Origin of the sequence: Kitasatospora phosalacinea (assembly GCF_030268885.1) — a bacterium.
Taxonomy (GTDB): Bacteria; Actinomycetota; Actinomycetes; order Streptomycetales; family Streptomycetaceae; genus Kitasatospora; species Kitasatospora phosalacinea_C.
The window spans coordinates 176,000-195,765 of record NZ_BSSA01000007.1 but is presented as its reverse complement, the minus strand read 5'-3'; the positions used below and the strand labels follow the sequence as shown (position 1 = coordinate 195,765).

General features: G+C 74.4%; 16 protein-coding genes and 2 pseudogenes. 7 read left to right on the top strand and 11 right to left on the bottom strand.

What is annotated here, in order from left to right; translation table 11 throughout:
• Positions 1-9: 9 nt before the first annotated feature.
• Together QSK52_RS13310 and QSK52_RS13305 are read right to left on the bottom strand one after the other, a co-directional pair.
• The gene (locus tag QSK52_RS13310; protein ID WP_285736203.1) at positions 10-2,448 is read right to left on the bottom strand and encodes an HAD-IC family P-type ATPase; all 2,439 of its coding nucleotides are present in this window, start codon (positions 2,446-2,448) and stop codon (positions 10-12) included.
• A gap of 87 nt (positions 2,449-2,535) precedes the next feature.
• On the bottom strand, positions 2,536-2,805 hold the full coding sequence (locus QSK52_RS13305; protein WP_285736202.1) for a DUF2530 domain-containing protein: 270 nt from the start codon (positions 2,803-2,805) through the stop codon (positions 2,536-2,538).
• Positions 2,806-3,010: 205 nt separating this feature from the next.
• On the opposite strand from QSK52_RS13305, the gene QSK52_RS13300 reads away from it, so the two are divergent.
• Positions 3,011-4,474 carry an NCS2 family permease gene (locus QSK52_RS13300; protein ID WP_285736201.1) on the top strand — a complete coding sequence of 488 codons (1,464 nt, stop codon included), beginning with the start codon at positions 3,011-3,013 and terminating at the stop codon, positions 4,472-4,474.
• A 115-nt stretch (positions 4,475-4,589) separates the two neighbouring features.
• Here QSK52_RS13300 and QSK52_RS13295 read toward each other — a convergent pair.
• The 5 genes and pseudogenes from QSK52_RS13295 to QSK52_RS13275 form a co-directional block, all read right to left on the bottom strand.
• Positions 4,590-4,829, bottom strand: a pseudogene (locus QSK52_RS13295) (NUDIX domain-containing protein); the annotation flags it as partial.
• Between the two features lie 45 nt (positions 4,830-4,874).
• Positions 4,875-5,327: pseudogene (locus tag QSK52_RS13290) on the bottom strand (tetratricopeptide repeat protein); the annotation flags it as partial.
• A 22-nt stretch (positions 5,328-5,349) separates the two neighbouring features.
• A complete protein-coding gene (locus QSK52_RS13285; protein WP_285736199.1) occupies positions 5,350-5,517 on the bottom strand; it encodes a hypothetical protein in 168 nt (55 codons plus the stop codon).
• A 21-nt stretch (positions 5,518-5,538) separates the two neighbouring features.
• Complete coding sequence (locus QSK52_RS13280) at positions 5,539-6,855, bottom strand: diaminopimelate decarboxylase (protein WP_285736198.1); 1,317 nt, start codon at positions 6,853-6,855, stop codon at positions 5,539-5,541.
• Positions 6,856-7,230: 375 nt separating this feature from the next.
• Positions 7,231-8,868, bottom strand: coding sequence for a hypothetical protein (locus QSK52_RS13275; RefSeq protein ID WP_285736197.1), 1,638 nt, complete (start codon positions 8,866-8,868; stop codon positions 7,231-7,233).
• A 230-nt stretch (positions 8,869-9,098) separates the two neighbouring features.
• Between QSK52_RS13275 and aspS the strand changes: the two genes are divergently transcribed.
• Positions 9,099-10,415 carry an aspartate--tRNA(Asn) ligase gene (gene aspS, locus QSK52_RS13270; protein ID WP_285736196.1) on the top strand — a complete coding sequence of 439 codons (1,317 nt, stop codon included), beginning with the start codon at positions 9,099-9,101 and terminating at the stop codon, positions 10,413-10,415.
• A 6-nt stretch (positions 10,416-10,421) separates the two neighbouring features.
• Here aspS and QSK52_RS13265 read toward each other — a convergent pair whose 3' ends face one another.
• On the bottom strand, positions 10,422-10,910 hold the full coding sequence (locus tag QSK52_RS13265; protein ID WP_285736195.1) for a hypothetical protein: 489 nt from the start codon (positions 10,908-10,910) through the stop codon (positions 10,422-10,424).
• A 184-nt stretch (positions 10,911-11,094) separates the two neighbouring features.
• Here QSK52_RS13265 and QSK52_RS13260 point away from each other — a divergent pair, with 184 nt between their 5' ends.
• The 4 genes from QSK52_RS13260 to thpR all read left to right on the top strand — a co-directional run bounded on the left by QSK52_RS13260 (position 11,095) and on the right by thpR (position 14,530).
• Entirely contained in the window at positions 11,095-11,640 is a 546-nt protein-coding gene (locus QSK52_RS13260; RefSeq protein ID WP_285736194.1) for a DUF1707 and FHA domain-containing protein, read from the top strand.
• A gap of 75 nt (positions 11,641-11,715) precedes the next feature.
• On the top strand, positions 11,716-12,150 hold the full coding sequence (locus tag QSK52_RS13255) for a MarR family winged helix-turn-helix transcriptional regulator (RefSeq protein ID WP_285736193.1): 435 nt from the start codon (positions 11,716-11,718) through the stop codon (positions 12,148-12,150).
• Between the two features lie 135 nt (positions 12,151-12,285).
• The gene (locus tag QSK52_RS13250; RefSeq protein ID WP_285736192.1) at positions 12,286-13,848 is read left to right on the top strand and encodes an MFS transporter; all 1,563 of its coding nucleotides are present in this window, start codon (positions 12,286-12,288) and stop codon (positions 13,846-13,848) included.
• Between the two features lie 121 nt (positions 13,849-13,969).
• Entirely contained in the window at positions 13,970-14,530 is a 561-nt protein-coding gene (gene thpR / locus QSK52_RS13245) for an RNA 2',3'-cyclic phosphodiesterase (protein ID WP_285736191.1), read from the top strand.
• A gap of 98 nt (positions 14,531-14,628) precedes the next feature.
• Here thpR and QSK52_RS13240 read toward each other — a convergent pair whose 3' ends face one another.
• Both QSK52_RS13240 and QSK52_RS13235 read right to left on the bottom strand, forming a co-directional pair.
• Complete coding sequence (locus QSK52_RS13240; protein WP_285736190.1) at positions 14,629-16,401, bottom strand: glycoside hydrolase family 35 protein; 1,773 nt, start codon at positions 16,399-16,401, stop codon at positions 14,629-14,631.
• Between the two features lie 196 nt (positions 16,402-16,597).
• The gene (locus QSK52_RS13235; RefSeq protein ID WP_285736189.1) at positions 16,598-17,251 is read right to left on the bottom strand and encodes a ScbR family autoregulator-binding transcription factor; all 654 of its coding nucleotides are present in this window, start codon (positions 17,249-17,251) and stop codon (positions 16,598-16,600) included.
• Positions 17,252-17,449: 198 nt separating this feature from the next.
• Between QSK52_RS13235 and QSK52_RS13230 the strand changes: the two genes are divergently transcribed.
• Positions 17,450-18,442: an aldo/keto reductase gene (locus QSK52_RS13230; RefSeq protein WP_285736188.1), complete on the top strand. Its 993-nt coding sequence runs from the start codon at positions 17,450-17,452 to the stop codon at positions 18,440-18,442.
• A gap of 78 nt (positions 18,443-18,520) precedes the next feature.
• Here QSK52_RS13230 and serC read toward each other — a convergent pair whose 3' ends face one another.
• Positions 18,521-19,645, bottom strand: coding sequence for a phosphoserine transaminase (serC, locus tag QSK52_RS13225; RefSeq protein WP_285736187.1), 1,125 nt, complete (start codon positions 19,643-19,645; stop codon positions 18,521-18,523).
• Between the last annotated feature and the right edge of the window lie 121 nt (positions 19,646-19,766).

Sequence of the window (19,766 nt, the reverse complement as noted above, 5' to 3'; positions counted from 1 at the left end):
GTTCCGCCTTCAGCTCTGCTCGACGAACACCCGTGAGGTGACCTCCAGCAGGCAGCCCGCGATCAGGGCGATCGCGACGCCGGTCAACGGGTCGCGCCAGCCGACGAGTTGGAGCTGGAAGAAGTCGGAGAGCCAGGGGACCACCAGCACCAGCGCGAACGCGCCGCACATGCTGCCGACCAGCAGCAGGCGCCACCAGGTGTAGGGGCGGGCGACGATCGCCAGCACCCAGATCGCGCAGATGAACAGCGTCAGGGTGGCGACCGAGGTGTCGGCCTTCAGGGTGGTCCCGTCGTCGCCGCGGGCCAGCGCGTACGCGGTGAAGGTCGCGGCGCCGCAGACCACCCCGCCGGGCACCGCCAGCCGCAGCACCCGGCGGACGAAGCCGGTGCGGGCGCGCTCGTTGTTGGGGGCCAGGGCGAGGAAGAACGCCGGGATGCCGATGGTCAGCGAGGAGAGCACCGTCGAGTGCCGGGGCAGGAACGGGTACGGGACCTGGGTGAAGACCACCAGCAGGGCCAGCAGCACCGAGTAGACCGTCTTCACCAGGAACAGCCCGGCGACGCGCTCGATGTTGCCGATCACCCGGCGGCCCTCGGCGACCACCGAGGGCAGGGTGGCGAACCGGTCGTCGAGCAGCACGATCTGGGCGACCGCCCGGGTGGCGTCCGAGCCGGTGCCCATCGCCACGCCGATGTCGGCGTCCTTCAGGGCGAGGACGTCGTTGACGCCGTCGCCGGTCATCGCGACGGTGCGGCCCTTCGACTGCAGGGCGCCGACCAGGGCGCGCTTCTGCTGCGGGGTGACCCGGCCGAAGACGGCGGTGCGGTCGGCGGCCTCGGCGAGCTGCCCGGGGTCGGTGGGCAGGGTGCGGGCGTCGGTCGCGGTCTCCGCGCCGGGCAGGCCGAGGTGGGCGGCGACCGCGCCGACCGAGACGGCGCTGTCGCCGGAGATGACCTTGGCCCGGACGTCCTGGGAGCGGAAGTAGCGCAGGGTCTCCGCGGCGTCCTCGCGCAGGCGCTGCTGCAGCACCAACAGGGCCAGCGGCCGCAGCTGCGCGGCCGGGTCGGGGTCGTCCAGCGGCAGCGGGCTGCGGCCCAGCAGCAGGACGCGCAGGCCCTGCGCGCCCAGCTCGTCGACCTCGGCGAGCGCGGGGGCGCCGGCCGGGAGCAGCACGTCGGGGGCGCCGAGCAGCCAGCTGCCCTCGGTGCCGCCGGGCTCCAGCAGCTGCACGCCGCTCCACTTGCGGGCGGAGGAGAACGGGATCGCCTCCAGCACCCGCCAGCGGCCCTCCGGCGGCGGCCCGTACGCGTCGATGACGGCCTGCATGCTGGGGTTGGGGCGGCTGTCGGCGGCGCCGATCGCGCCGAGCGCCTCGGCCAGCAGGGGCTCCTCCGGCTGCGGGGCCCCGTCCGGGGCGGCGAGCGGGCGCAGGTCGACCAGGTCCATGCCGCCCTCGGTGAGGGTGCCGGTCTTGTCCAGGCACACGGTGTCGACCCGGGCCAGGCCCTCGATCGCGGGCAGCTCCTGCACCAGGCACTGCTTGCGGCCCAGCCGGACCACGCCGATCGCGAAGGCCACCGAGGTGAGCAGCACCAGGCCCTCGGGCACCATCGGCACGATGCCCGCCACCATCCGGCGCACCGCCTCCTTCCAGTCGTTGCGCTGCACCGCGAGCTGGCTGATCACCAGGCCGATCGCGGTCGGCACCAGCAGGTAGGTGATGAACCGCAGGATCCGGTCGATGCCGGTGCGCAGCTCCGACCGCACCAGGGTGAACCGGCTGGCCTCCTCGGCGAGGCGGGCGGCGTACGCCTCCCGGCCGACCTTCGTCGCGGTGAACGCGCCCGCCCCGGCCACCACGAAGGAGCCCGACATCACGTGGTCGCCGGGGCGCTTGTGGACGGGGTCGGGCTCGCCGGTCAGCAGCGACTCGTCGATCTCCAGGGCGTCCGCCTCGGTGACCGTGCCGTCCACCACGACCTTGTCGCCGATGCCCAGCAGCACCGTGTCGTCCAGCACCACCTCGCCGGTGGCGACCTGCACCGCGGCGCCGTCCCGGCGGACCTGGGGGCGGGCCTCGCCGATCAGCGCGAGGCCGTCCAGGGTCTTCTTGGCGCGCAGCTCCTGGACGATGCCGATCGCCGTGTTGGCGACGATGACCAGGCCGAACAGGCCGTCCTGGATCGGGCCGACCACCAGGATGATGCCGAACATCACCCCGATGATCGCGTTGAACCGGGTGAACACGTTGGCCCGGACGATCTCCCGCACCGAACGGCTCGACCGCACCGGGACGTCGTTCACCTGCCCGCGGGCGACCCGCTCGGCGACCTGGGCCGCACTCAGCCCGGGCTGGTACGCGCCGCCCGCGCCGGTGGGGTGCGCGCCGGGCCCCGGGCCGGGGACCGGGCCGGGCGCGGCGGTGCCTTCCGCTGAGTGCGTCATGGCACCGACTCTAGGTGGGCGTTTTGTCCGGTGCGCCCCGCCTCGGGGCGGTTTCCGGCCGGACGGGTGGCGGCCCGGCGGCGGAGGTCAGGCCACCGGTTCCCCGGCCGCCTCGGCGGCGCGGGCGCGGCGGATCGCGGCCCGGCGGGCCGTGCAGTACTTGAGGCCGATCAGGCCGAGCAGGCCGCCGGACAGGCAGATCCACGGCCAGCTGCCGTGGCCGTGGTCGGACAGCCACCCCTGGAACGGCACCAGGGCCACGAAGCCGAGGAACCACAGCACCGTGCCGGTGCCGACGATGGCGACGTCGTTCCCCTCCAGGGGTGGGGGAGCGGTGCGCAGCGCGGTCTTGGGCATGGGCCCTAGCCTACGGGGCCGCCCCGGCGGGGGGCTGCGGTGGGTGGCGCGGCCGTGTGCGACGGGTTTGTGACCAGTCGTGACCGTAATGGGTTCACTCTACGCGCGAAGATGGCGCGTGCACGACCGGAATCGACATACTGAAATGCCCCCCACCTTGCTTCGCCCGGTCTCCCCCGGCCTCTCCCGATCGAGGACCCCCGACATGTCTCCGCAGGCCCAGTCGACCACCGCGTCGCCCGAGCCCTCCCAGAACGCGCCGAAGCCCCCGTCCGGCGCCCTGGACCGCTTCTTCAGGATCTCCGAGCGGGGCTCCACCCTGCCCCGCGAGATCCGCGGTGGTGTCGCCACGTTCTTCACGATGGCGTACATCCTGGTGCTCAACCCGATCATCCTGGCCTCGGCCACGGACATGAACAACACGCACCTCGACGGCGGACAGCTGGTCACCGCGACCGCGCTCACCGCCGGCCTGACCACCCTGCTGATGGGCGTCATCGGCAACGTCCCGATCGGCCTCGCCGCGGGCCTGGGCGTCAACACCATCGTGGCGCTCCAGCTCGCCCCCCAGATGACCTGGCCCGACGCCATGGGCATGGTCGTCCTGGCCGGTTTCGCGATCATGCTGCTGGTCGCCACCGGCCTGCGCGAGCGCGTCATGAGCGCCGTCCCGCTCGGCCTGCGCAAGGCCATCGCGATCGGCATCGGCCTGTTCATCACCCTGGTCGGCCTGGTCGACTCCGGCTTCGTCACCCGCATGCCGGACGCCGCCCACACCACCGTCCCGCTCCAGCTCGGCGCCGGCGGGCACCTGCACGGCTGGCCGGTGCTGATCTTCATCCTCGGCCTGCTGCTCACCCTGGCCCTGGTCGTCCGCAAGGTCCCCGGCGCGATCCTGATCTCCATCGCCGTGATGACCGCCGTCGCGGTGGTCATCCAGCAGTTCGCCGACCTCTCCGCCGACAGCTGGGGCCTCACCGTCCCCGCCTGGCCCGGCAACCCCGTCGCCACCCCCGACTTCGGCCTGGTCGGCCACTTCAGCCTGTTCGGCGGCTTCCAGCACGTCAGCGTGCTGACCGGCATCCTGTTCGTCTTCACCGTGCTGATGAGCTGCTTCTTCGACGCGATGGGCACCATCCTCGGCGTCGCCGACGAGGCCCACCTGCTCGACGAGAAGGGCGACCTCCCGGGCATCAACAAGGTCCTGATGGTCGACGGCATCGCCACCGCCGCGGGCGGTGCGACCTCCGCCTCCGCGAACACCTGCTTCGTCGAGTCCACCGCGGGCGTCGGCGAGGGGGCCCGCACCGGCTTCGCCTCGATCGTCACCGGCGCGCTCTTCCTGCTCGCCCTCTTCCTCACCCCCCTCGCGACCATGGTCCCCGCCCAGGCGGCCACCCCCGCCCTGGTCACCGTCGGTTTCCTGATCCTGGCGAACTCCATCAAGGAGATCGACTGGTCCGACTACACCATCGCGATGCCCGCCTTCGTCACCATCGTGATGATGCCGTTCACCTACTCCATCACCAACGGCATCGGCTTCGGCTTCATCACCTTCTGCGTCCTGCGCCTCGTCGCGGGCCGCGGCCGCACCGTCCCGATCGCGATGTACGCCGTCGCCGCGGTCTTCGCCTTCTACTACCTGATGCCGGCCCTCGGTCTGCTCTGACCCGGTCCCGGTCGCGCCGGTGGCCCCGCACTCCTGACCGAGTGCGGGGCCGCTTCTGCGTGGTGCCGTGTCGGCGGGCTCGGGTGGAGCCGATGTCGACTCGATCGTCGCGGGGTCACCACGAGTCGAGCGAGACGCCGGGGCTGTCTTGGAGGTACCGGCCGAGGGCCGTTCCCGTGGTGGAGACGAATTCCTGCGGGAGGGCCTCCGTGCTCACCCGGGCGACTTCGGAGTGCTTCTCGGGCTCTCCGTCGGCGAGTTCGCGCACGGCGGTCCGGGTGATCGGCCCGCCCGGCTCGTGCTTGCCGACGGGGAGGTCCCACCTGCCCTGTGCGAACTCGGCCTCCGGGCCGCGGGTTCGGTCCCTTCCGGCGGTGGGGCTATCAGGTCAGTGCCTCGCGAGCGCGGCGTTCCAGGTCGCTGACCCCCGGGACTCCGCGACTGCGGTGGATCGCCGGCTGCGGCCGGATCGAGTGTCCCCGAGGTCGGCGTAGGTGAGGGCGTGGACCCGCTCGTACTTCTCGGAGTCCCAACGGACCAGTGCCGCCCGGTGCTGCTGCTCGGTACCCGCGTGGGTGACGTGGAGCAGCGCCTCGGTCCGCCCGTCCACGCGCCCGACGCTTCGTCGGAGGGCGTTCTCGATCAGCGCGAGGCAGTTGCGCGGCTGCTCGAGGCTGAGCGCCTGGTGGGCGAGCGCGCGCATCATCCGGCCTGCACGGCCGTACGGGTCGGCTTCGACGGCGAGTTGGTCACCGAGTTGGTGGGAGCGCTGGGCGGCGCCTTCCTGCCCGAGGCCGTGACGCTTCCAGCCTGCCGGGTGGGCGGGTTCGGCAACGGCCCTCCCCGCAGCGCGCGGGGGAGGGCCGTTGCGTGGTTCAGGGGGTGCGGAGGAGGGGGGCGAGGCGGGCGGCGAGGAGGGTGGCGGTGGCGAGGAGGTGGGCGGGGTCGGGGGTGCGGGCGAGGACGACGATGACGACGACCAGCAGGGCGTGGTCGGCGGGCGGCAGTCGGCGGGCCGGGCGCTGGTGGCGGGTGCGGGACATGGGCGGTCCTTCGTCGTCGGGTCAGGCGCCGGTGCGGGCGACCAGGTCGTCGATGCTCTGGGCGGGGCGCAGGGTCTCGAAGCGGACGGTGCCGTCGGGGGCGGTGGTGGCGCCGTGGACGGCGGGCTCGGGGAGGGAGTTGTAGGCGAAGTGGTTGGAGGGGTAGTAGGCCCCGCAGTCCAGGAGGCAGTACAGGTCGCCGGGGGCCAGCAGCGGGAGCGGGCGGGCCCGGGCGACCAGGTCGCCTGCGAAGCAGCAGGGGCCGGCCACGTCCTGGGGGACGAGGGGGCCGTGCTTGGGGGCGCCGGTGGGGTGGTGGGCGCTGATCCGGATCGGCCAGCTGTCGGGGGCGAACACGGTGCGGGTGGCGACCTGGGCTCCGGCGTGGCCGATGGCGATGGGACGGCCGCCGGACTCCTTGGTGTACTCGACGTACGAGGCGACGAAGCCCGACTTGGCGAGCACGGAGCGGCCGAACTCGGTGGTCAGCCGGTAGCCGCCGTCGAACAGGACGGGGGCGTGGGCGCGCAGCCGCTGCAGGTAGGCGTCCCAGCCGGGGGCGGTGCGGTCGTCGGCGAAGTTGACCGGGAGGCCGCCGCCGAGGTCGATCCCGGTGACCTGACGGCGGCCCAGCTCCCGGTTGATCCGTTCGGCGAAGGCGGCGGTGGTGGCGATGCCGGTGGCCATCAGGTCGAGGTCGATGCCCTGGGAGCCGACGTGGCAGTGCAGTTCGGTGAGCCAGGGGCGGGCGCGGAAGGCTTCGACCAGGCGGGCGGCGTTGCCGGTGTCGGCGAGCGGGATGCCGAACTTCGAGGTGGCGGTGGCGGTGCTCATCGCGGCGATCCGGCCGCCGCCGACCTGCGGGTTGATCCGGACGCCGATCCGGGAGGAACTGCGGCGGTCGGCCAGGAGCGCGTCGACGCGGGCGAGTTCCTGCCAGTTGTCGATGTTGACGCTGACGCCGAGCTCCAGCGCGAGGGCCAGTTCGCCGCGGGTCTTGGCGGGGGAGTCCAGCACGATCAGTTCCGGGGGGAAGCCCGCGGCCAGCGCCTGCGCGAACTCGCCGGGGCTGGCCACCTCGCAGCCCATGCCCAGGCCGCGCAGGAGGCGCAGCACCGGACCGAGCGGGTTGGCCTTGGCGGCGAAGGCGTGCCGCACCTCCGACCCGGCGGGGAACGCGGCGTGCAGGGCGGCCACCGTCTCCGTGACGGCGTCCAGGTCGAGGAAGGCGGCCAGCGGGGCCCGCTCCGGGTCGAGCAGGCCCTGTCGGACGGCCGCGCGCAGGACGAGTTCGCGCCGTTCGGGGCCGATCAGGGGGAAGGGGCGGTGTTCGGACACGGGGCACGCTCCGCACGGGTCGGCAGGAAGGGGGACCGGGCCCGGGCCGGACGTGGGCCGGGGCCGTGGTTCCAGGATGGCCGCGGCGGCGGCCCCTGAGCAGTCCCCGCCGATCCGGGTTTCCGGTGCCGGTCCGGACGCGGCGCACCGCGGCGGGGACCGCTCGCGGCCGGTGCGGTGCGCGGGCGGCGGCCCGGGCGTGCCGGTGCGGTGCGGGCCGGTCCGGGCGGGGCGTCCGACGGGTGCGGGCGGGCGGCGGACACCGGGAACGGGGCCCCGGCGGGGCGGGCGACGGCGTGCGGCGGCCCGGGCCGGGCCGGGGTGGCGCGCGGGCACCGGATCCACCCGCGGATCCGGCGCCCGCGCACCACCCGGTCAGCCCCGGGCGGCCCGGTGCTCGCGCACCAGCAGCTGGATGCGGGCGAGCAGGACGGCGTCGGCGCTGTCCGCGTCCAGCCCGGCGGTCCTGAGCAGCTTCGCGAACTGGCGGGCGAAGGTGGCGCGGGGGATGCCGAGCGCGTCGGCCGCCGGGCCCTTCCGCTCGCCGTGGCGCAGGTAGGCGGACAGCAGTTCCAGCGGGTGGTGGCCGTCCTGGGCCGGGGCGTCCGCGAGCCGGGACACCGAGGTCCGCACCGGCAGCGGCAGTCCGTCCACCGTCTCGACGACCTGCCGCAGGGCCACCGCGTCGGCGACCTGCTCGACGGTGGCGCAGCCGGTGTCGGGTTTCTCGCGGGCGAACAGCAGCCCGCCCAGGGCCAGGTCGGCGGCCCGGCGGGAGCGGGCGGCGTCGTCCAGCCGGGCCTGGACCGGGCCGAGGCCGATCAGCACCCGGGTGCCCAGCCGCTCCGACAGGGCGGCGGACAGCTGGCGGCCGTAGTCGCCGACCTGGTCCCGGGCCCTGGCGGGGTCCTTCGCGAGGCCGCCGAGCAGGACCAGGACGCCGCGGGCGACCGGGAGGATCAGGTGGTCGGTTCCGGGGCGGGACGGGTGCATGCGCACCCCCTGTTCCAGCCGGACCCGGCAGTCGTCGTCCACCGGGCCGGACGTGCCGACGGCCAGGACGGCGCAGCGGGCGTCGGCGGGCATGCCGCTGTGCCCGGCGAGCAGGAGGCCCGAGCCCGGGCCGTCGAGCACCGCGCGGGCCGCAGCCAGCAGCAGGGCGTTGCGGGCGTCGTGGTGCGCGTGGTGGTACAGCAGGTGGGCGGCGGCGGTCTCGGCGGCCGTCCGCAGCACCTCGATGGTGCTCGCCCGCAGGGGTTTCCCGGTGATCGCGGCCACCCAGATCGAGCCGAGGCGCATGTCGCCCGCCTGCACCGCGACGGCCATCCGCTCGGGCACGTCCCCGTGGGGGAGGCGGTGCAGCACCTGGTTCGAGGACCAGAGCTGCTTGAAGAAGCCGTCCTGGTCCATCGCCCGGCGCCGCTCCTCGGGGACGGCGCCGGTCAGGACGGTCCACAGCCGGATCCGGTCCAGGTCGGCGCTCACCGCGTGGTGCGCGAGGACCCGGGAGTCCGGGTCCTCGATGGTCACCCCCGCTCCGACCTGGCGGGCGATCTGCCGGGCCAGGGCGGCGAGGTCGCCCAGCGGCACGTTGTCGCTCTCCGGGGCCGGGCTCTCCAGGGCGGCCCGCATCCTGCTGATCACCGTCTGCCAGTCGGCCCAGGACGTGCGCAGCAGCAGGGCCGTCCCGGCCCGTTCCGCGACCTCCCCCAGCCGTTCCCTGCGGGCCCGGTCGTCCACTCCGCGCAGCACCACGGCCGTCACCCGGTCCGCGCCCGCGTCGCGCAGCAGGTCCTCGGCCGCCGCCGAGCGCGGGTCGACCCCGATCGCGATCAGGACGGCTCCGGCCCGGTCCGTGACCGGCGGGTCGAGCGGGTCGACCACCAGCAGGCGCCGGGTGGGCGCCTGCGGTTCCGGCAGCGCCACCTGCTCGACCAGGGTGTCGGTCAGGGCGAGCAGCCTCGACAAGGTCCCCGCCCGCAGCGCCGATCTGTTCCACGCATCCTCGCCCATCGGGCGGCCTCCCCGGAACGCACGCACATCTGACGATCCATCAGTTCCGCCCGGGCGCACCCGAGTCGGGTCATCGTAGTGTCGGCGGCGGCGGGGCGTGCGGCGAACGGGGAAAAACCGGAGGTGGGGAGGGGAGCGGGCGGGTTAGCGTGGGCGCGTCCTCGGGCGGCCGTCTACCGCTCTTCTCGTGGCGCGAACAACGCGCCCGCAACCCAGGGAGTTGCTTCGGCATGGTGCGCGTCCTCGTCGGTGAGCTGCCGTCCGCGATCGGGCGGACGGTGACGGTCAAGGGGTGGGTCGACACGCTGCGGCTGCAGAGCAAGGTGCAGTTCGTGGTGGTGCGGGACCACACGGGGGCGGTGCAGGTCACGCACCGGCGCGGGGGCGGGGAGGACGCGCTCGGCGAGCTGCTGCGGGGGCTGACCGTCGAGTCGGCGGTGGTGGTGACGGGGCGGGTGGTGGCCAACCCGGTGGTGAAGCTGGGCGGGCTGGAGATCGTCCCGGAGCGGGTCGAGGTGGTGTCGGCGGCCGAGCCGGGGCTGCCGATCGGACCGGGGACCAGGGCCGAGCAGCGGCTGAACTGGCGGTTCCTGGACGTCCGGCGCCCGGAGCGGCGGCTGGTGTTCGAGGTGCAGACCACGGTCGAACGGGCGATGCGCGAGGTCGCCGCCGAGCAGGGCTGCACCGAGCTGCACACGCCGAAGCTGATGGGGACGGCCTCCGAGTCCGGTGCGGAGGTGTTCGAGGTCGGGTACTTCGACCGCAAGGCGTACCTGGCCCAGTCCCCGCAGTTCTACAAGCAGATGGCGATCGCGGGCGGCATCGACCGGGTCTTCGAGATCGGTCCGGTGTTCCGGGCCGAGCCCTCCTTCACCTCCCGGCACTCCACCGAGTTCACCGGCGTGGACGTCGAGCTGGCGTGGATCGACGGCGTGGAGGACGTGATGTCCTTCGAGGAGCGGATACTGCACCGGGTGCTGGAGCAGGTCGCCGAACGGCACGGCGAGCAGATCCGGCGGCACCGGGGCGTCGAGGTCGTGGTGCCCGAACTGCCCTTCCCCCGGCTGACGATGGCCGAGGCGGTGGAGCGGCTGCGCAGCGCCGGGTGGGACCCGGAGGGCGTCCGGGAGGACCTCGACCCGGAGGGCGAGCGGCTGCTCGGCGCGCTGGTCGCGCAGGAGACCGGGCACGAGTTCGTGTTCGTGACCGGGTTCCCCGCCTCGGTGCGGCCGTTCTACCACCTGCGCTCGGCCGCCGACCCGGCCGTCACCGAGTCCTTCGACCTGTTGTGGAAGGGCGTGGAGATCACCACCGGTGCGCAGCGCGAGCACCGGCACGGCCAACTGGTCGCCCAGGCCCGGGAGAAGGGCATGGACGCGCGCCCCGAGGGCCCGCTCGGCCGGTACCTGGACTGCTTCCGGTACGGCATGCCGCCGCACGGCGGGTTCGGTCTCGGACTGGCCCGGGTGCTGATGCTGGCGCTCGGGCTGCCCTCGATCCGGGACGCGGTCTTCCTGTTCCGCGGCCCGAACAGGCTGGAGCCGTAGGGGAGTTCAGCGGCCGGTGCGGGCCGCGCCGGGCGGCCACAGGACGTCCACCGGCAGTCCGGCGGCCCGGGCGGCGGCGACCATGTCGGCCGTCCCGCCCGGGCCGTTGCCCGGCCGGCCGTCCCAGACCGCGACCAGGCGGTCGGCGAGCTGCAGCAGCCGGTCGTTGGCGGCCACGTACGCGGCCGGGTCGAGCCGGGTCGCGGGCAGCACCAGCACCCGGTGCGCGGCGGCGAGCAGCCGCTCGAACGCGGTGCGCTCGGCGGCGGTGGCCCGCGGGCCCGGGTGGGACGGGCCGGGCAGGACGGCGACCAGGCGGCCGCCGCGGGCCAGCACGGCGTCCGCGAACAGCGTGTCGGCGCCCGGGGCGAGGCAGGACACGCCCGTCAACTCCCCGGCCGGGTAGGGGGACAGCAGGGCGTCCAGGGCCGCACGGACGGCGCGGGCGGTGGCCGGGGAGAGGTCCAGGTGCCCGGTCACGGCGATCACGGGCATGGCGGGCGCTCCCCGGGCTGGTCGTCGGTGCTCTGCGAGATCCTGCCAGGACGGGGCCCGGGTGCGGGGCGGTTGGCCCGGACCGGCCCGAAGGCCCGCGGGCCGCAGGGCGGTTGGCCGCCCGCCCGGTCGGGGGGCGGGTGACGTGCTGGACAGCGCGGACCGCCCGCCCGACAATCACGCTATGGCCGCTCAGGAGTTCAGCACCCAGCTCGCCCGCCCCTCGCAGGCCGAGCGGGACAGCGCGCTGGAGGTGCTGCGGGACGGGGTCGGCAGCGGTCGCCTCTCGCACGACACCTTCATCCGCCGGATGGAGCTGGTGCTGACCGCCCGCAGCCGCGCCGAACTCGCCGAGGTGGTCGGCGACCTGCGTACCTACGGCCCGTTCTCCCGGGTCCTGCTGCGCAGCGTCGCCAAGCTCTCCGCGCTCCAGGTCCGGCTGCGGCAGACCTGGCACGCCGAGCAGCTGACCCGGCTGCAGCTGCCCGACCCGGCCGTCCGGCGGCTGCGGATCGGCCGGATGACCGGCTCCGACCTCCGGCTGGGCGACTCGACCGTCTCCCGGCAGCACGCCGAGCTGCGCTTCGAGGCGGGCGACTGGGTGCTGTACGACCTGGGCTCCAGCAACGGCACCTTCGTCAACGACCGCCGGGTGGCCGGCGGCACCGTGGTCCGGGCCGGGGACCGGCTGCGCTTCGGTCGACTGGGCTTCCACCTCACCGCGGACTGAACGCGCCCGCCGGACGGGCCGGCGCACGGGCGAAATCAATTTTCCTTAGACTCGGTAATGACGTAGGCTAAGGACATGCCCGAGATGTCCGAGGACGACCTGCTGGCGGTCAGCCAGCTGCGGTCGTCCGCGATGCGCCTGGCCCGACGGTTGCGACACCAGCGGGTCGAGGAGTCGCTGAGCCCCACCGAGATGGGGGTGCTCGGCACGCTCGCCCGCTGCGGCAGGGCGACACCAGGCGAGCTGGCCCGCAAGGAGCACGTCCAGCCGCCGTCCATGACCAGGATCATCGCGATGCTGGAGGAGAAGGGCCTGGTGCGGCGCGAGCCGCACCCGGAGGACCGCCGACAGGTGGTGGTCAGCAGTACGGAGCAGGCCGAGGAGATCCTCAACGAGTCCCGCCGCCGCCGGAACGCCTGGCTGGCCGGGCTCGCCGAGGGCCTCGACCCGGAGGAGTGGGAACGGCTGAAGGCGGCCGCGCCCGTGCTCTACAAACTGGCCAACCTGTAGCACCACCCACGGCACGACCAGGGTCCGTCCCGTCCCGGGCGCACGAAGGAGAACCGCATCACCGCAGCATCCACCAGCACCACACACCGCGCCGCGACCGCCGAACCGGTCGCGGCGCGCCGAGGGGAGACCACCTTGACACCGCCGGCCGCCCGCGCCGCCGCGATCCGCACCGCGACCGTCCACACCGACCTCCGCACCGACCCCCGGCGCCTGACCACCCGCCCCGCGGGAGTACGCCACGACGAACCGCTCACCGACGAAGCGGCCACCACCGGGACCGCGCCCACCGGCGCCCCCGCCGCGCAGAGCCAGGCACCCGCCCCCACGGGCCTGCCGGGCAGCGGCGACGACGACCCCGAGCATCGCACCGCGGCGGAGGACCCCGCCGCTCAGCCGGGCCGGTTCACCCGCCCGGGAGGGATGTTCTCGTCCCTGCGCATCCGCAACTACCGGTACTACTTCGCCGGCCAGGCGGTCTCGAACACCGGCACCTGGATGCAGCGCATCGCCCAGGACTGGCTGGTGCTCAGCCTCACCGGCAGCCCGTTCGCGGTCGGCATCACCACCGCCATGCAGTTCCTGCCCATGCTGCTGCTCGGCCTGTGGGGCGGCGTCCTCGCCGACCGGCTGCCCAAGCGCCGCCTGCTGATCGCGACCCAGGGCGCGATGGGCCTGCTCGCCGCGGGCCTCGCCCTGCTCACCGTCACCGGCGCCGTCACGCCCGTCGCGGTGTACCTGTTCGCGCTGCTGCTCGGCCTGGTCACCGTGGTCGACAACCCGACCCGGCAGGCGTTCGTCAGCGAGATGGTCCCGGCCAAGGACCTCGCCAACGCCGTCAGCCTGAACGCCGCGAACTTCCAGACCGCCCGCCTGGTCGGCCCCGCCGTCGCGGGCGCCCTGATCGCCGCGGTCGGCAGCGGCTGGGCGTTCGCCGTCAACGCGCTCTCCTTCGTCGCGGTCATCGGCGGCCTGCTCGCCATGCGCAGCAGCGAACTGCGCCCCGTCGAGCGGATCGCCCGCGAGCGCGGACAGCTCCGCGAGGGCCTGCGCTACGTCCGGGAGCGGCCCGAACTGCTCTGGCCGATGGTGCTCGCCGGGTTCATCGGCACCTTCGGGTTCAACTTCCCGACCCTGCTCTCCGGCTTCGCGCACGACACCTTCCACGTCGGCGCGGGCGAGTACGGCCTGCTCAACACCGCCATGGCGGTCGGCTCGCTGACCGGCGCCCTGCTCGCCGCCCGCCGCGGCGCGCCCCGGCTGCGCCGCCTGGTCTTCGCCGCGCTCGCCTTCGGCGCCCTGGAGGTGCTGGCCGCGTTCGCCCCCGGGTACTGGACCTTCGCCCTGCTGCTCACCCTGATCGGCGTGTTCGGCCTGACCTTCAACACCTCGGTCAACTCGGCCCTGCAGCTCGGCACCGACCCCGAGATGCGCGGCCGCGTGATGGGCCTGCTCGTCCTGGTCTTCACCGGCGGCACCCCGATCGGCGCCCCGCTGGTCGGCTGGATCACCGCCGCGTACGGCCCGCGCCTCGGCCTGCTCGCCTGCGGACTGGTCTCCGCCGCCGCGGCCGGCGTGGTCGCGCTCGTCCTCGGCCGGATCAGCGGCCTGCGCCTGCGCCTGGACCCGCACCCGGTGCGGACCCGCGGCCGGGTGTTCTCGGTGGTGCAGAAGGACGACCTGGCGACCGCCTGCTAGGCCGGTGCCCGGCTGCCGGAGCTGCCCGGTGCGCAGCTCCGGCGGCCGCCCCGGCAGTCGCCCCGGCGGCTGGTTCCCCTTGTCCGACCGGCGGGGGGAGGCGGTGCGGCAGGATGGCGGGATGAGGCTCTTCGTCGCCGTGAACCCTCCGGCCCCCGCCAAGCAGGAACTCGTCGACGCCGTGGAGCCCCTGCACCGGCTCCCCGGCGCGGACCGGCTGCGCTGGACCGAAACCGCCGGCTGGCACCTCACGCTGGCCTTCCTCGGCGAGGTCCCGGCCGACGAGGTGCCCGCCCTGGAGCACGCCCTGGCCCGGGTCGCGGGCGAGCACCCGAAGCACCGGCTGCGCCTGTCCGGCGGCGGCACCTTCGGCGAACGGGCCCTCTGGGCGGGCGTCGAGGGCGAGGTCCGGGCCCTGCGGGAACTGGCCGCGGCCGTGCAGCGGGCGCTCGGCGCCGAGGACGAGGAGCGCGGCTTCCACCCCCACCTGACCCTCGCCCGCTCCGGCACCACCCGCAGCCGCGGACCGGCCGGGCCGGGGGAGCTGCGGGCGATGGCCGACGCGCTGCGGGGCTTCCGCGGCCGCGAGTGGCGGGCCGGACGGATCCAGCTGATGCGCAGCGAGACGGGCTACGGACCGGCCCGCTACACGGCGGTGGAGGGGTGGCCGCTGGGCACCTGAACGTCAGCGGGTCGCGAAGCGGTGCAGGCGGTCGTCCTGCGTCGCGGTCCTGCCGACGGTCGACGGCCGGCCGCGCGGTTCCTCGCGCCCCCGGTCGCTCAGGTTCCGATCTCGGGGGCCGCGCGGAGCGCGATGCGGGTGGGGGTGGTGGGGCCGAGCTCCAGGAGGGTGAGGGTGTTGGGGCCGGGGCGCAGGAGGGGCAGCGGGCAGTAGAGGGTGCGCTGCGGGCCCCTGCTGTCGTAGCGGCCGAGGAGGAAGCCGTTGACCCAGAGGTAGCCGTGGTGGCCCTCGGGGACGGCGAGGAAGGCGTCGCCGGGGGCGTCGAGGTGGAGGGTGCCGCGGGCGAGCGTCTCGGGGGCGGGGGTGCCGGGGGTCCAGGCGGTGGCGGCGGGGAGCGGGTCGAGGGCGAGGGGTTCGGCGTGCCAGCCGTGCAGGTACTGGCGCTCGTGGCGGACGCCGGTGACGCCCTTGGTCTCGCCGACCCGCGGGCCGTAGTTGACCCGGCCGAGGGATTCGACGAGCAGCCGGACGCGGGCGCCGCCGCCCGCGGTGACGGGTTCGGCGGCCACGCCGCGTTCGAGTGCGGTGGCGGGCTTGTCGTCGATCTGCAGGCCGGCCCGGTCGCGCAGCCCCTCGACGGTGAGCGGGAGTTCCGGTCCGCCCGCGGGCACGGTCGTGGTGTAGCGGACGAGGCCGTGCTCCAGGCCGAGTTCCTCGAAGGACGGGGGGACGGGCGAGGCGACGGCCGGGCCGAACGGCAGCTCGGCGTACTCGTCGAGGGTGACCTCGCGGGCCTCCAGCAGCGGTGCGGGTTCCGGGAGCTGGGGAGTGCGGCCGTCCACGTAGCGGGCCTCGTCGGGGTGTTCGGCGGCGAAGTCGGCGATGACCTGCCGGAAGGCGTCGAACTTGGCGGTGGGCAGGCCGCGTTCGTCGAGCGGGGCGTCGTAGTCGTAGGAGGTGGTGGTGGGCTGGTAGGGGGAGTGCGTCCAGTCGGTGGAGTTGAACGGCGGGTCGGCGTGGTTGGCTCCGGCGGTGGTGCCGAAGTTGGTGCCGCCGTGGGCCATGTAGAGGTTGACCGAGCCGCCGGCGGCGAGGATGCGGCGCAGGGTGTCGGCGGCGTCGGCGGCGTCGCGGGTGTGGTGGCGGCCGCCCCAGTGGTCGAACCAGCCGTTCCAGTACTCCATGCAGAACGGCGGGTCCTCGGGGCGGTGGCGGCGCAGGGCGGCGAAGGCGTCCTCGGGGTCGGAGCCGAAGTTGACGGTGGCCAGCACGCCGGGGACGGTGCCCGCGGCGAGCATGTGGTCCTCGGGCCCGTCGGAGGTGAACAGCGGGACGGTGACGCCGCGCTCGCGCAGGCCGCGGGCCAGGTGGGCGAGGTAGGCGGCGTCGCTGCCGAAGGCCCCGTACTCGTTCTCGACCTGCACCATCAGCACGGTGCCGCCGGGCCGGCCCCACTGGCGGTCGACGACCTGGGGGAGCAGCGCGTCGAAGTACGCGTCGACGGCGGCCAGGTACGCGGGGTCGCTGGTGCGGGCGCGGCGGCCGACCCGGGCGGTGAGCCAGCCGGGCAGGCCGCCGTTGTCCCACTCGGCGCAGATGTACGGGCCGGGCCGGACGATCGTCCACAGGCCCTGGCGGTGCGCCTCGTCGAGGAAGGCGCCGAGCTCGTCGAGCCGTTCGAGGCGGCCCGGCGCGGGTTCGTGCAGGTTCCACGGCACGTACGTCTCGACGGTGTTCAGGCCCATCGCGCGCACCGCCGCCAGCCGGGCGGGCCACTGCTCGGGGCGGCTGCGGAAGTAGTGCACCGCACCGGACAGGATGCGCAGCGGTCGGCCGTCGAGGCGGAAGCCGGTCGAGTCGTAGGTGAGCATGCCCCTAGCCTGCCCAACCGGAGGGTGTTCAGCCGCGGTGACATGCGCCGCGGCGGGCCCCGGGCGCCCGGGGCCCGCCCGGTGTGCGGGGCCGGGCGGGCGACCGACTAGTCTCGAAGCGTGGACCCGAAGACCCGTATGCGGATCGTGACCGGCGCGTTCGTTCTGTTGCTCGCCGTGGTGATCGTCGGCGCGATCATGCAGAAGTAGCGGACGCGGCGTCCCCGTCCGCCGTGGTCGGCGGCGGGGTGGTGCGCAGGCGGCCGATCATGCCGGGGTTGGCGATGCCGGGCAGGAGCATCCGCCACAGGGCGGTGAGGCGCTGGGGCAGGTCGGCGCGGGCGGTGTAGACCTGGGACATCACCCGGACGCCGGTGAACGCGGCGATGATCACGTCGGCGGCCTCGTCGAGGTCGAGGCCGGGCAGCGTCTCGCCCTGGGCGGCGGCCTCGGCGAGCAGGGTGCGGACCACGGCGCGGGACTGCTCGTACGGGGTGTCGGTGGGGCGGGGCAGCGAGGTCTGCTCGACGGCGAGGCGGACGGCGGCGCGCAGGACGGCGTCGGTGTGCAGGCGGTCGGCGAAGGCGAAGCACAGGTCGATGACGGACTGCAGGCGGCTGGCGTGCGCGGAGTGCTCGGGGAGGGCGAGGCCGTCGCCGTGGGCCTCCAGGACGGCCAGCGCGATGGCCTCCTTGGACGGGAAGTGGTGGTAGAGCGCGCCCCTGGTCAGGCCGGTGCGGGAGAGGATCTCGTTGGTGCCGGCGGCGTCGTACCCGCGCAGGTCGAAGACCTCGGCCGCGGCCTCCAGGATGGCCCGCCGCGAACGGATGCCGCGTTCCTGCTTGGTCATGCTCGGTCCCCTCGTGCGCGTTGGGCATCGTCAAGATGCCGACCTGTCTGCATCCTATCCCCAAGGTCACCGGCCGAAGGAGGCTCCTGTTCCGCTTCCGTCGGCCCCTCCGACGCACAATCAGACAGATATGTCGGTATTATTGGCGGCGGCGCGGCCCGACCGGCGGGCCCGCCGGGGGACGAGGGGGCGGTTGCCATGGAGTACACCCGGCTCGGCCGCAGCGGGCTGCAGGTGTCCCGGCTGGTGCTCGGCACGATGAACTTCGGGACGGAGACCGACGAGCGCGAGAGCCACGCGATCATGCAGCGGGCCCACGAGGCGGGCGTCAACTTCTTCGACACCGCGAACGTCTACGGCACCCGCCCGGGCGAGAGCTCCACCGAGGAGATCATCGGCCGCTGGTTCGCGGGCGACCCGGAGCGCCGGGAGCGGACCGTCCTGGCCACCAAGGTCTACCTCCCGACCGGCCCCCGCCCCAACGAGGGCGGCCTCAGCGCCTGGCACGTCCGGCGCGCCTGCGAGGACTCGCTGCGCCGACTCGGCACCGACCGGATCGACCTCTACCAGATGCACCACGTCGACCGGCACACCCCGTGGGAGGAGGTCTGGGAGGCGTTCGGCGTGCTGCGCCAGCAGGGCAAGGTGCTGTACTTCGGCTCCTCCAACTTCGCGGGCTGGCACCTCGCCCAGGCCCAGGAGGCCGCCCGCGAGCGGCACTTCCTCGGCCTGGTCGCCGAGCAGACCCGGTACAACCTGATGACCCGGTGGGCCGAGCTGGAGGTGCTGCCCGCGGCCCGGCACTACGGCATCGGCGTGATCCCGTGGGGCCCGCTGAACGGCGGCCTGCTCGGCGGCGTGCTGCGCAAGCGGCGCGAGGGCACCGCGGCCCGCGGCGGCGGCGGCCACTCGGCCGCCGCCCTGGCCGCGCACCACGAGGCGCTGGCGGCGTACGAGGACCTGTGCGCGCGGGCCGGAGCCGACCCGGCGCACGTCGGCCTGGCCTGGCTGCTGGCCCGGCCGGGCGTCACCGGCCCGATCGTCGGCCCGCGCACCGCGGCCCAGCTGGACGGCGCGCTGGCCGCCCTGGACCTGGAACTGGACGCGGACCTGCTGGCCGCCCTGGACCGGCTCTTCCCCCCGCCCGGCCCGAACGGCGGCGGCCCCGCCCCGGAGGCGTACGCCTGGTGACCCGCCCCGGCCGCACCGGCGGACGCCGCGAGGCCCCGGTCCGCTCGTGGACCGGGGCCTCGCGGATGACGGGCTGCGTCAGTCGTTCAGGTGCTCGACCACGTAGTCGATGGCGCCGGTGAGCTTCTCGACGTCCGCCGGGTCGACCGCGGGGAACATCGCGATGCGCAGCTGGTTGCGGCCCAGCTTGCGGTAGGGCTCGGTGTCCACGATGCCGTTGGCACGCAGTGCCTTGGCGACCGCGGCGGCGTCGACCGAGTCGTCGAAGTCGATGGTGCCGACGACCTGCGAGCGCTCCTCGGGCTTGGCCACGAAGGGCTGCGCGAAGGAGGACTTCTCGGCCCAGGAGTACAGGATCGAGGAGGACTCCGCGGTGCGGGCCACCGCCCACTCCAGACCGCCCTGGCCGTTCAGCCACTCCAGCTGGTCGGCCAGCAGGAAGAGGGTGGAGATGGACGGGGTGTTGTACGTCTGGTCCTTCGAGGAGTTGTCGATCGCGGTCGGCAGGTCGAAGAACGGCGGGACGTACCGGCCGGAGCCGGCGATCTCCGCGGCGCGCTCCAGCGCGGCCGGCGAGAAGGTGGCCAGCCAGAGGCCGCCCTCGGAGGCGAAGGACTTCTGCGGGGCGAAGTAGTAGACGTCCGTCTCGCGGATGTCGACCGGCAGGCCGCCCGCGCCGGAGGTGGCGTCGACCAGGACCAGCGAGCCGGCGTCCGCGCCCTCGGGGCGGCGGATCGGCATCGCGACACCGGTGGAGGTCTCGTTGTGGGTGAGGCCGTAGACGTCCACGCCCGCTTCGGCGACCGGCAGCGGGTGGGTGCCCGGGACGGTCTTGATCACGGTGGGCTCGGCCAGCCACGGGGCGGCCTTCACCGAGGAGGCGAACTTGGACGAGAACTCGCCGAAGTCCAGGTGCTGCGACTTCTCGCGCACCAGGCCGAACGCGGCGATGTCCCAGAACGCGGTGGAGCCGCCGTTGCCGAGCACCACCTCGTAGCCCTCCGGCAGGGAGAACAGCTCGGCGACGCCCTGGCGGACGCGCTTGACGATGTTCTTCACCGGGGCCTGGCGGTGGGAGGTGCCCAGCAGGGAGGTTCCGGTGGCGGCGAGGGCACTCAGGGCCTCGGGGCGCACCTTGGAGGGGCCGCAGCCGAAGCGGCCGTCGTTGGGCAGATTGTCGGCGGGGATCTGAATCTGAGCCACCCCCGCACCCTATCGCCCGGGCGCGCGGCGGCGGTACGCCCGTCCGGCCGCTGAGACGTGATCTTGGCCGCCCCGGACAGGCCGCACCGGAGCGCGTGACCCCTGGTCAGGGGGCGTCCAC

What these genes read in the sequence shown, in the direction of transcription:
- aspS (WP_285736196.1), top strand. Translation starts at nt 9,099, where the DNA reads ATGGTGCGCGTCCTCGTCGGTGAGCTGCCGTCCGCGATCGGGCGGACG.
- QSK52_RS13275 (WP_285736197.1), bottom strand. Translation starts at nt 8,868, where the DNA reads ATGGGCGAGGATGCGTGGAACAGATCGGCGCTGCGGGCGGGGACCTTG.
- QSK52_RS13310 (WP_285736203.1), bottom strand. Translation starts at nt 2,448, where the DNA reads ATGACGCACTCAGCGGAAGGCACCGCCGCGCCCGGCCCGGTCCCCGGC.
- QSK52_RS13300 (WP_285736201.1), top strand. Translation starts at nt 3,011, where the DNA reads ATGTCTCCGCAGGCCCAGTCGACCACCGCGTCGCCCGAGCCCTCCCAG.
- thpR (WP_285736191.1), top strand. Translation starts at nt 13,970, where the DNA reads ATGAGGCTCTTCGTCGCCGTGAACCCTCCGGCCCCCGCCAAGCAGGAA.
- QSK52_RS13240 (WP_285736190.1), bottom strand. Translation starts at nt 16,401, where the DNA reads ATGCTCACCTACGACTCGACCGGCTTCCGCCTCGACGGCCGACCGCTG.
- QSK52_RS13285 (WP_285736199.1), bottom strand. Translation starts at nt 5,517, where the DNA reads ATGTCCCGCACCCGCCACCAGCGCCCGGCCCGCCGACTGCCGCCCGCC.
- QSK52_RS13230 (WP_285736188.1), top strand. Translation starts at nt 17,450, where the DNA reads ATGGAGTACACCCGGCTCGGCCGCAGCGGGCTGCAGGTGTCCCGGCTG.
- QSK52_RS13255 (WP_285736193.1), top strand. Translation starts at nt 11,716, where the DNA reads ATGCCCGAGATGTCCGAGGACGACCTGCTGGCGGTCAGCCAGCTGCGG.
- QSK52_RS13305 (WP_285736202.1), bottom strand. Translation starts at nt 2,805, where the DNA reads ATGCCCAAGACCGCGCTGCGCACCGCTCCCCCACCCCTGGAGGGGAAC.
- QSK52_RS13235 (WP_285736189.1), bottom strand. Translation starts at nt 17,251, where the DNA reads ATGACCAAGCAGGAACGCGGCATCCGTTCGCGGCGGGCCATCCTGGAG.
- QSK52_RS13265 (WP_285736195.1), bottom strand. Translation starts at nt 10,910, where the DNA reads ATGCCCGTGATCGCCGTGACCGGGCACCTGGACCTCTCCCCGGCCACC.
- QSK52_RS13260 (WP_285736194.1), top strand. Translation starts at nt 11,095, where the DNA reads ATGGCCGCTCAGGAGTTCAGCACCCAGCTCGCCCGCCCCTCGCAGGCC.